The organism is Verrucomicrobiota bacterium (assembly GCA_037139415.1).
In the GTDB taxonomy this organism is placed as follows: Bacteria; Verrucomicrobiota; Verrucomicrobiia; order Limisphaerales; family Fontisphaeraceae; genus JBAXGN01.
The window spans coordinates 1-10,265 of record JBAXGN010000238.1 but is presented as its reverse complement, the minus strand read 5'-3'; the positions used below and the strand labels follow the sequence as shown (position 1 = coordinate 10,265).

Here is a 10,265-nt window from a genome sequence, read left to right as displayed (position 1 = left end):
GGACCGTTGGGGGAAAAGGGGAACGGGACTATCCTGGGTCCCAACCGCCAGGGAGAATAAACCCTTTAGGGGGTGTGTCAATGTACGCTTGGATAGGAAGACCGACGTTTGATGCGTGGCGGAATTGATCATGGCGTGGCCATTGCCGCAACCCCTTCAGGGTTGGGGAATCCCCTCACCGCCAAACCCAGGGTGGCTCGTTCCTCGCGACCCTGGGCTGGAGGACACAACTCCGTTGGAGTTGCCGCCCGCATTTCGTTGTTTCAACAACGGGACCCAAAATCACCCAGCCAAACGAGATGCACCCACCGTTCCCTATATTTCACAAAAAAGATTTCCAAACACCGGGTTGACCTGTTAGAACCATCGCATGTCACAACGTGCAAATAAGTTCGGGACCCGCATTTCCGCGGAGTCTGCCGCTTTCCAAAACCGTTCGAGCCGCCGACGTTTCTTTAAGCACGCGGCGCTGGCCGGGGGCGTCATTGCGGTGCCGTGTCTGATCCCCGCCTCGGCGCTGGGACGCGATGGCGCAGTGCCGCCCAGTGAGCGCATTGTCTTTGGCGGGCTGGGCGTGGGCAATCGCGGCTCCGGGGTGTTGAACTGGATGTTGCCCGAGCCGGATGTGCAGTTTGTGGCGATCTGCGATGCTAAAAAGACTTCGCGTGAACGGGTCAAGCAGATGGTGGATAACAAGTACGGCAACACGGATTGCGCGATGTACACGGATATGCGCGAGTTCCTGGCCACGCGCACGGATATTGACGCGCTCTTAATCGCCACCGGGGATCGTTTGCATGCGTATGCGGCCACGATGGCGTTGCGGGCGGGTAAAGATGTGTATTGCGAGAAGCCCTCCTGCATGACGCTGGCGGAAGGCCAATCCGTGGTCGCTACCGCCAAACGCTACGGGCGGGTTTACCAGACCGGCACGCAGCGGCTGAGCGAGGCCAATTTCGTCTATTGCATCGAGATGGCGCGCAGTGGTCGCTTGGGCAAGGTCCATACGGCGTATGCGCATATTGCCCCCTGGGACGCCGCCGAGATGCGGCACGATTGGCTGCCGGCCCAGCCGGAACCGCCCAAAGAGGAAGTGGATTGGGATGCCTGGCTGGGCCCATGCCCCTGGCGTCCCTACAACGCGGATTATGTGCGGGGCGGCTGGCGCGGGCATTATGATTTCCACACCAGTTGCATCGGGGAATGGGGCGCGCACACGTTTGCCCAGGCGCAAGCGGGCATTGACGCGCTGAATACTTCGGCGGTGGACTATCAGTATGTCAACAACCCGACCGCCGATGGCATGGTCACGGGCTTTGCCAATGGCACGAAGCTGATTCTCTCCCGCGGTGACAAGTATTGGCACGGCTCCTGCGGGATGCGGTTCGACGGCCCGGATGGTTGGGTAGCCGCTGCGGATGGTTATGCCAAACCGGACGTATCCTCCCCTGCCCTCCTGGCTGATTTCAAGAAACTGGTGGGCGACTACATGGCCCGCACGCAACGCCCCATGAATCATGTGCGGAATTTCTTCGACTGTGTGAAGTCGCGCCGCAAAACGGTGGCCAATCCCGAGGTCATGTATAACACCATGGCCACGGTCCACGCCGCCAACATCTGCATGTGGCTAAAGCGCGACCTGAAGTTTAACCCGGAAAAAGCGGAGTTCAACGATGCGGAGGCCAACCGACTGCGCTCCCGCGCCATGCGCGCACCGTACATTGTCTAACGCGCCCAGCCCCCAACAAACCAAAAGCGATTAACCGATAACTTTAAAGCAAACAACGCTATGCAAATTTTCACCCGTTCGATTACCCTGGCAGCCATTCTCCTGCTCGCGGTGGCAACTCCCGCACGCACCCAGGACAACCCGGAAAGCAAACTGATCGCGGTCCTCAAATCCGAGGCCCCGCAAAAGGAGAAAGTGGACGCCTGCCGCGAATTGGCTCGCGTGGGGACCAAGGAAGCCGTGCCAGCCCTGATTCTGCTGCTGGCCGATGAACAACTCTCGCACAACGCCCGTTACGCGCTGGAAACCATCGCTGATCCTTCCGTGGATGTCGCGTTGCGCGCCGCGCTGCTCAAATTGAAAGGCCGCATGCTCATCGGGGTGATTGGCTCGGTCGGCGCGCGCAAAGACGGCGTCAGCATTGAAGCGCTGGCCCGGTTGTTGCGCGATCAGGATATCCAAGTCGCCCACGCCGCCGCGCGCGCCCTTGGGGCCATCGGTTCGCCGGTGGCGGGACGCGTGTTGGATACCGCCCTGCTTCAGGCCGATCCAGTCAATCTCGCCCCCTTTGCCGAGGGCCTGTTGCGTTGCGCGGAAGCCAGCCACGCCAGCGGCCAAGTGAAAGAGGCGATGGTACTCTATGATCACCTGCGCGCCATCACCCAAATGCCACACCAAGTTCGCGCCGCCGCTTTGCGTGGTGCCGTGCTAACCCGGCAAAAGGACGGCATTAAACTATTGCTGGAAGCGTTTCGCAGCACCGATTACGTCATGACGGAGGCCGCCGCCCGCACCGCCATGGAACTGAGCGGACCGGAAATTGCCACCGTCCTGGCCGCAGAGTTGGAGAAGCTTCCGGTTGCCAAGCAAATTCTCACCGCCCAAGTGTTGGGCAAGCTCGGTGAAATCAAAGCACTGCCCGCGCTGCATGCCGCCACCAAGAGTGGTGATAAAAACGTGCGCCTCGCAGCAATTCGCGCCCTGCCGGAAATCGGAGACGCCGCCAGCGCCCCCGTGTTGATTGGGCTATTGGATGACGCCGATGCCGAGGTGGCCAAAGCCGCGCAAGAAAGTGTGGCTGGTTTGCGAGGGGCAGAGGTGGATGCTGCGGTGATGAAATTACTGGAAGACAAGGATACCAATAAACGTCTGATGGCGATGGAGATCATCGGGCAACGACGGCTCACCGCTGCCATTCCCACGCTGCTCAAAATAAGTCAGGACGGGGATCCCAAGTTGCGCGCGGCAGCATACAAAAAGGTGGGGGAACTGGGTGGTGACGGTGAAGTGCCGTTATTTTTCAGTCTGATGGCCACTGCGAAAACCAGTGCCGAACTCGATCCCATTGAGCAAGCCTTGAGCCTGCTGTGCGCCAAGACCGCTGATCCCGAATCCATGGCGGGTAAGCTGGCTGCACTGGTGCCAACCTCACAGCCCGCGCAAAAAAGCGTGCTCCTGCGGGTGCTGAGCAGCATCGGAACCACCAGCGCACTGAAGGCGGTCCGTGCCGCAGTGGATGATCCCGACGCCACCGTTCACGCTGACGCCATTCGCACTCTGGGAGAATGGAAGACCACCGACGCCGCCACCGAATTGCTGGCATTGGCTCAGTCCGCCAACAACGCCGGTGATAAGACCCGTTGTCTGCGCAGTTACTTGCGGTTGGCCGGGCGTTCCGATCTGCCCGCCGACCAACGCCTGGTCATGTGCAAGAATGCCGCCAGTCTCGTCCAACGTGATGATGAAAAGAAGCTGCTCTTGGGCGCACTGGGCGCCAACAACTCGCACCCAGCCATCGCCCTGCTTGAGCCGTTTTTGAGTGATGCCGGAGTCAAAGAAGAGGCTGCGGCCGCGGTGCTGGGAATTGCCGAACGGTTGTTGCTGACCAAGGATTCCGTCAAACATGCGCCCAAGCTATCAGCGGTGGTGCAGAAAGCCGCCGACGCCGCCACCAGCCCGGCATTGCAAAAGAAAGCGCAAACGGTTTTGAAATACGTGCAAGACGCGTTACAAAAAAATCCCGGCGCGAAGAAATGACGTTCTCCGCCCGACAATTTTGCGAATATTATCGCTGACAACGTCACCGGGATTAGCCTCCACGCTACCACTTTCCAGTTCCGCAAGCCGGCGGCGGGCCTCTTGTTTCCAAGAGTCTTCGATCACCGAATCACGGTCAGCATACAACGCGGTGGTGAGACGGTCCACCACTTCCGCCACCTGCTCGCGCGGCAAGTGGCTCGCTTCTGCCACGATCTGATCCAATGTCATCGGCATACTTTCAAAGTACACCGCGTCACTGTCCGGAGCAATGACGAAATCCCGCTCCAAAAACCTTTCAAACAAAAGCGGGACGGTAATAAGCCGTCCCGCTGTTCGTAAACCGAAATAAGCTGTGGTTACAGGGTCGCGGCCACCAGGTCGCCGACTTGCGTGGTGGTATAACCCATCTTACCTGCGGCGAGGCTCTTGAGTTTCGTGCGCACCACTTTGATCACCGCATCTTCAATGGCCTTCGCGGCCTTCGCTTCGCCCAGATAATCGAGCATCATCGCGCCAGCGCAAATTGCAGCCAGCGGATTGATGACGTTCAGATTGGTGTACTTGGGCGCGCTGCCACCGATAGGCTCGAACATGCTGGTACCCTCGGGATTGATATTACCGCCGGCGGCGATGCCCATGCCGCCCTGGATCATGGCGCCCAGGTCGGTGATGATGTCGCCAAACATGTTATCGGTCACAATCACGTCAAACCACTCGGGGTTCTTAACAAACCACATGGTCGTGGCATCCACATGCGCATAGTCGCGCTTCACATTCTTATAATCTTGTTCGCCAATTTCATGAAACGCCCGTTCCCACAGATCAAACGCATAGGTGAGCACATTGGTCTTGCCACACAAGGTCAGTTGGGACTTCTTGCCCGCCTTGACATCCTCGGGCTTCAGGCCGCCCCAGTTCTTCCCTGCATGACGCTTCTGAGCGTAGTTGAACGCGTAGCGCAGGCAGCGCTCCACGCCGCGCCGGGTATTGATGCTTTCCTGCACGGCAATTTCATGCGGGGTATTCTTGAACACAAACCCGCCAGAACCAGTGTACAATCCCTCGTTGTTTTCCCGAACGACCACGAAATCAATATGCTCCGGCGTCTTGTCCTTGATTGGGCAATAACGGTCATCGTACAACTTAACCGGGCGCAGGTTGATGTACTGCTCCAATTCAAAGCGCAGCCGCAGCAAGATTCCCTTTTCCAGAATGCCCGGCTTGACCCCGGGATGACCGATGGCCCCCAGCAAAATCGCCGGGAACTTGCGCAATTCAGTCACCACACTATCCGGGAGGACTTCGTTGGTGCGCAGATAGCGGTCGCCACCGATGTCATAATCGGTATAGTTGAGTTTGAGTTTAAATTTCTTGGCGGCAACATCCAGCACTTTGACTGCCTCGCGAACGACTTCCGGGCCGGTGCCGTCTCCGCCAACGACTGCAATATTATAGCTTTTCATGTCAATTTAATGGTAACCGCTGGGAAACGCGGTCTGGTGAAGATACCCAAATTTTAAAAGTTGGCAATGGATTTTTCCCGACCGAAATCCACCGCCGCTCTTTCGAATCCGCAACGAACGCCCCATGCACGGAGTTCAAGGCCATTATGTAAAAATTCCAGTTGTCGCGATAAGCATTCGCATATACGATGCAGCGCGTTCTATTAGGCTGCTTATGAAACCATTGGATTTGAAACGGGTAAAAGTATTGCCGCTGGGCCAGCGCAAAAGCATGTCCCAGATCGGCGAGATTCTCGTCAACCCCGACCTGCCCCCGCCGCCTTGTTCTCCGGCGTTGCGCAACCAAATCCTCCAATGCGCGAAAAAAATCCGAGCCGCGCGCGCGCGCAAAGCGGCGGTCATGCTACTTTACGGAGCGCATCTGGTCAAAAACGGCGGGGCCTCGGTGGCCATCAGCCTCATGTACGATGGCTGGGTGACGCACCTGGCCACCAACGGCGCGGGCACGATCCATGACTGGGAGTTTGCCTACTGCGGCTGGAGCACGGAGAGCGTGGAGAAAAACGTCGCCACCGGCACGTTTGGCACCTGGTTCGAGACGGGCCGCAACATTCAACTGGCGCTACTGGCGGGCGCGCTGGAAGGGTTGGGTTACGGCGCCTCGTTGGGCAAGTTCATCGAAGAGGATGGCGTCACGCTGCCTGGCACTGACGAACTGGAGTCCGCCTTGCGTGCGGTACCACGGCACCCTCTGTCCCCCGCGCGCGCCGAATTGTTGCAGGCCATGATCGAACATCCCCTGCCCCCCGGCCGCATCATCGTCAAGCATCCGTGGAAGCGGAATTCCATTCTGGGGCAAGCCTGGCAGCAACAAATCCCGATGACTGTGCATCCGGGGATTGGTTACGACATCATTTCCAACCATCCGATGTTTAACGGCGCGGTCATTGGCCGGGGCGGAGGAACGGATTTTCGACTGTTCGGCGGATCGGTCGCCGCCTTGGAGGGCGGCGTGGTGATGTCGGTCGGCTCGGCGATCATGGCGCCGCAGGTGTTTGAAAAGAGCCTGAGCTGCGTGAACAATCTGCGGCTTCAGGCCGGCCAGGGCATCATCCGTGGCCATGATATTTTCGTGGTGGACTTGCAGGATGGCGGCCAATGGGATTGGTCGCAGGGCGAGCCCCCCAAGGATCATCCGGCGTACTATCTGCGCTTTTGCAAGAGCTTCTCGCGCATGGGTGGCGCCATGCATTACGTGCAAAGCGACAACGTCCTGTTCCTGCACCATCTGTTGCACGAATTGCGGCACACGGAAGAAACCGGCGAACAGTGAACACCATGGACAAGCAACGCTTCAAAGAACTGACGGGCAATTATCGGCGGTTGAAGGTCGCGGTCATCGGCGACTTCTGCCTGGACCGCTACCTGGAGATTGATCCACGCAAAGCGGAGGTTTCCATTGAGACCGGGCTGCCCGTCCATAACGTCGTGCGGGTGCGCCCCCAACCCGGCGGGGCCGGGACCATCGTGAATAATCTGGTCGCCCTGGGAATCGCGGAAATCTATCCAGTGGGCTTTTGCGGGGAAGATGGTGAAGGCTACGAATTGCAGCGCGCGCTGGGCAAACCGCGTTCCGTTTGCCTCGATTATTTCTTTGCCACCCCGATGCGGAGGACCTTTACCTATTGCAAGCCGCTGTTGTTGCAACCGGGCGTTCCGCCCAAGGAATTGAATCGCCTGGACAGCAAAAACTGGACGCCCACACCCGCTGCCTTGAGCCGGAAAATCGCCAATGCCATCCGCCCACTGGCCCGGCGAGTGGATGCCATCATCGTATTGGAACAGGTAGACCGCGCCAACACTGGCGTGGTCACCACGGCGTTGCTCAAGACGCTTGCTGGCATCACCCGGACGAATCCCGCCCTGCCCATTGTGGCGGATAGCCGGCGCGGTCTTCGTCATTTCCCGCCGCTGATCTTCAAGATGAACACGACGGAACTCGGGAAAATGAGCCGGACATCGGGCCAGATACAAACCGAACAGATCAAGGCAAATCTTGGCTCCTTTGCCAAGCGTCAGGGGCGAGCAGTCTATGTCACCGCCGCCGAAGCCGGCATGATGGGTGCAACCCCGGATGGGCGCGTAGAGCACGTCCCTGCCCTGCCCTTGCGCGGGCCGATTGATATTGTGGGCGCGGGTGATTCCGTTACCGCCAATCTGGCATCCGCCCTGGCTGCCGGGGCTTCGTTGCGGGAATCCATGGAACTTGCCAACGCCGCTGCCTCCGTCGTCATTCACAAACTGGGCACCACTGGCACCGCCGCACTGCCGGAAATCAAACCGTTGATTTAGCCGCATGAGAATCGTTGCCCTTGCAGCCGCCGCCCTGGCGCTACTCGCCGGTTGCGTCACTCACCCAAAATTGGTGGAGGAACGCTTTGAATTCCAGCGCCCGCAGATGGGGGTGCCATTTCGGATCGTTCTCTACGCCACTAACCAGGCCCATGCCGACCTGGCGGCCAACGCAGCCTATGCGCGCATCAGCCAGTTGAATGATATTCTTACGGATTACGATTCCGGCAGCGAACTCTCCCGCCTATCCAAAACCGCCGGCACCGGCCAGGCAATCAAACTCAGCGACGATCTCTGGCGGGTGCTCGCCGCCGCTCAGACGATTGCCCGGAAAAGCGACGGAGCCTTTGATGTAACGGTTGGCCCGGTCGTGGGGCTCTGGCGCAAAATCCGGCGCGTCAAGCAGATGCCACCGCAGGACGTCATTGACGACTTCCGAAAACCGGTCGGCTACGAGAAACTGGTGCTGGATGAACGCGTGCACACCTCCACCCTTACGGTGCCGGGTATGAAACTGGATGTGGGCGGGATTGCCAAGGGGTACGCGGCGGATGAAGCCATCAAGGTGTTGCGGACAAATGGCGTGCCGCGCGCGCTGGTGGCGGGCAGTGGCGACATCACCGTCAGCGATGCCCCGCCCGGAAAAGCCGGCTGGCGTATCGAAATCGCCCCCCTCGATGTTACCAACGCGCCACCTAGTCGCTTTGTGTATTTGCAGAACCAGGCGTTGGCCAGCTCGGGTGACGTATTTCAGCACGTGGAAATCGGCGGCGTCCGGTATTCCCACATCGTTGATCCCAAGACCGGCATCGGGCTCACCGGCCACAACCTGGTGACCATTATCGCGCGCGACGGCACCACGGCGGATGCCTTTGCGACCGCCGTCTGTGTGTTGGGTCCAGCCAAGGGAATGGCTTTGGCGGAAAAGCAGCCGGGCATGTCCGCCAAAATGGTCCGACTGGTCAACGGGACGGTGGAAGAATTCACCACCAAGTCTTTCGGCAAGTAGTGCCGCAATGGCCAGCAACACAACCGTAAACGTAGGTGCCGAGTCTCAAACAGGACGGCGCGGGAAATTTTGGAGTGCGGTGGCAACAGCCAGGGGAGAAAGGGGCGGATGGCGACACCGCTTTGGATTTGCTCGGTCCAGTTGCGTGAGCGCGGGAGGCCACTGCGGCGTCCCAATGACGTCAGGCGGTAGGCCACCGCCCAGCGGGACGGGATAATCACAGGCTTGCTGGTGCGCCCATCCAAAGCGGCGTCGCGCCCCCCCCCGTCACCCCGCTTTGCCGCCGCACTCCAAAAAAGGCGGCTCCCGTGCTTCCTTGAGCACGGGCCAAAGTGAGGCTTCCCCGAACCAACGACTTTCGCTCTTTGAACCCATGAACCCGGAAACGAGGGTTCGTGGGGAGCAAACCAGCCGAATTACTCAAGTTCCGCCAGGCGCAACTCCACCGTCAAATCCGCGACGCCCTCAACCTCCTCCAGGGGCCGCTGCACCAGAACCCCTCGCAGCGCGGTTATCACCTCAACACCAAGGTCAACCAAAAGACCGTCACCAAATACGTCCGCCAGGAACTAGTGCCTCGCGTGCGCGCCATGACCGCCAACCACCTCAAAATCCGCAAACTCCTGCAGCGCCTCTCGGACAGGGCACGCACCTGCGCCCGGTCAAAGCCATTCAGGAACATGTGCAGGAAGACATTGTCTTGGAGCCGCGCACGGTGGCTATCCGAACCAAAAATCTGTACTAGTTTTATCCTGTTTTTGAACTGAAATAACCAATCACAGTTTGCGTTGGAACTTGACGGCATTCAAATGGGAATTAACGTCTCCGGTATGAGTTTTGGCCAAAATGATTTATGATCGAGTATCACTTTCAATTGGAAGATGGAACGCGCAAGGAATTTAAAATTGCGCTGGATCGCTGCTTTACGCCGGAGATCGATGCCCAAGCGCATCCACAGTGGACCCGGCTGGAGTACCGGCGCTGCAGCAATTGTCCGCTCGCTAACAGTCAGTTCCAGCATTGCCCGGCGGCGGTGGATGTGGCACGAATCATCCACGATTTTTCGGCCATGGTATCCTTCGGCAAAACAAAGGTGTGGGTACGCACGCCGGAACGTGAATACCATCACGACTGTGACATTCAAAAAGGGCTTAATTCCATTCTGGGTTTGGTGATGGCCACCAGCGGTTGCCCCATCTTGTCGAACTTGCGGCCACTGGCCAATTTCCATCTGCCGTTTGCCACGCCGGAAGAAACCATTTTCCGGACGGTTGGCGCTTACCTTATCAAACAGTATTTCGTACAGGAGGCGGGTGGCGTGCCGGATTTCAAGCTGAATGGGCTCAGTCAACTTTACCAGGATTTGGTGGAGCTCAACACGTGTTTTGTGGGCCGCATCCGGGAAGCCTCCACGAAGGATGCCAACATCAATGCGTTCATCCGGCTCGATTCATTTTCGCTTTTGGTTCTCTTTGCCATTCGCGACCAGTTGGTGAATGAGAAAATGAAATTCTACAGCGGATACAGCACGACTAAACAGAACTGAGGATGGGAAGCCTGGCGGTGCATTGGAGGCGCGTGTTGAATCGCTCCGTTGCTCATTCCAAATCGTGTTTTAGGTGTATGGCTGATTTTTCTCTTATGTAACCTACTGCTGATAAGAATAATCAAA

At 58.4% G+C, this 10,265-nt stretch carries 9 protein-coding genes; 7 read left to right on the top strand and 2 right to left on the bottom strand.

Annotated elements, in window-relative coordinates; translation table 11 throughout:
• Nucleotides 1-370 precede the first annotated feature (370 nt).
• Nucleotides 371-1,729, top strand: coding sequence for a Gfo/Idh/MocA family oxidoreductase (locus WCO56_26720; GenBank protein ID MEI7733193.1), 1,359 nt, complete (start codon nt 371-373; stop codon nt 1,727-1,729).
• Nucleotides 1,730-1,789: 60 nt separating this feature from the next.
• Nucleotides 1,790-3,766, top strand: coding sequence for a HEAT repeat domain-containing protein (locus WCO56_26715; protein MEI7733192.1), 1,977 nt, complete (start codon nt 1,790-1,792; stop codon nt 3,764-3,766).
• On the opposite strand, the gene WCO56_26710 is transcribed toward WCO56_26715, so the two are convergent.
• Both WCO56_26710 and WCO56_26705 read right to left on the bottom strand, forming a co-directional pair.
• Nucleotides 3,737-4,003 carry an addiction module protein gene (locus tag WCO56_26710; protein MEI7733191.1) on the bottom strand — a complete coding sequence of 89 codons (267 nt, stop codon included), beginning with the start codon at nt 4,001-4,003 and terminating at the stop codon, nt 3,737-3,739. The two genes, WCO56_26715 and WCO56_26710, sit on opposite strands and share 30 nt — an antisense overlap.
• 122 nt (nt 4,004-4,125) lie before the next feature.
• On the bottom strand, nt 4,126-5,232 hold the full coding sequence (locus WCO56_26705; GenBank protein ID MEI7733190.1) for a 3-isopropylmalate dehydrogenase: 1,107 nt from the start codon (nt 5,230-5,232) through the stop codon (nt 4,126-4,128).
• Nucleotides 5,233-5,446: 214 nt separating this feature from the next.
• On the opposite strand from WCO56_26705, the gene WCO56_26700 reads away from it, so the two are divergent.
• From WCO56_26700 to WCO56_26680, 5 genes are all read left to right on the top strand, one after another.
• Nucleotides 5,447-6,565 (top strand): hypothetical protein, encoded by a 1,119-nt coding sequence (locus WCO56_26700; GenBank protein MEI7733189.1) that lies wholly within the window; start codon nt 5,447-5,449, stop codon nt 6,563-6,565.
• A gap of 5 nt (nt 6,566-6,570) precedes the next feature.
• The gene (locus tag WCO56_26695; protein ID MEI7733188.1) at nt 6,571-7,584 is read left to right on the top strand and encodes a PfkB family carbohydrate kinase; all 1,014 of its coding nucleotides are present in this window, start codon (nt 6,571-6,573) and stop codon (nt 7,582-7,584) included.
• 4 nt (nt 7,585-7,588) lie between these two features.
• Nucleotides 7,589-8,593: an FAD:protein FMN transferase gene (locus tag WCO56_26690; protein MEI7733187.1), complete on the top strand. Its 1,005-nt coding sequence runs from the start codon at nt 7,589-7,591 to the stop codon at nt 8,591-8,593.
• Between the two features lie 395 nt (nt 8,594-8,988).
• Complete coding sequence (locus WCO56_26685; protein MEI7733186.1) at nt 8,989-9,360, top strand: hypothetical protein; 372 nt, start codon at nt 8,989-8,991, stop codon at nt 9,358-9,360.
• 86 nt (nt 9,361-9,446) lie between these two features.
• Nucleotides 9,447-10,139, top strand: coding sequence for a hypothetical protein (locus WCO56_26680; GenBank protein MEI7733185.1), 693 nt, complete (start codon nt 9,447-9,449; stop codon nt 10,137-10,139).
• The last annotated feature ends 126 nt before the right edge of the window (nt 10,140-10,265 follow it).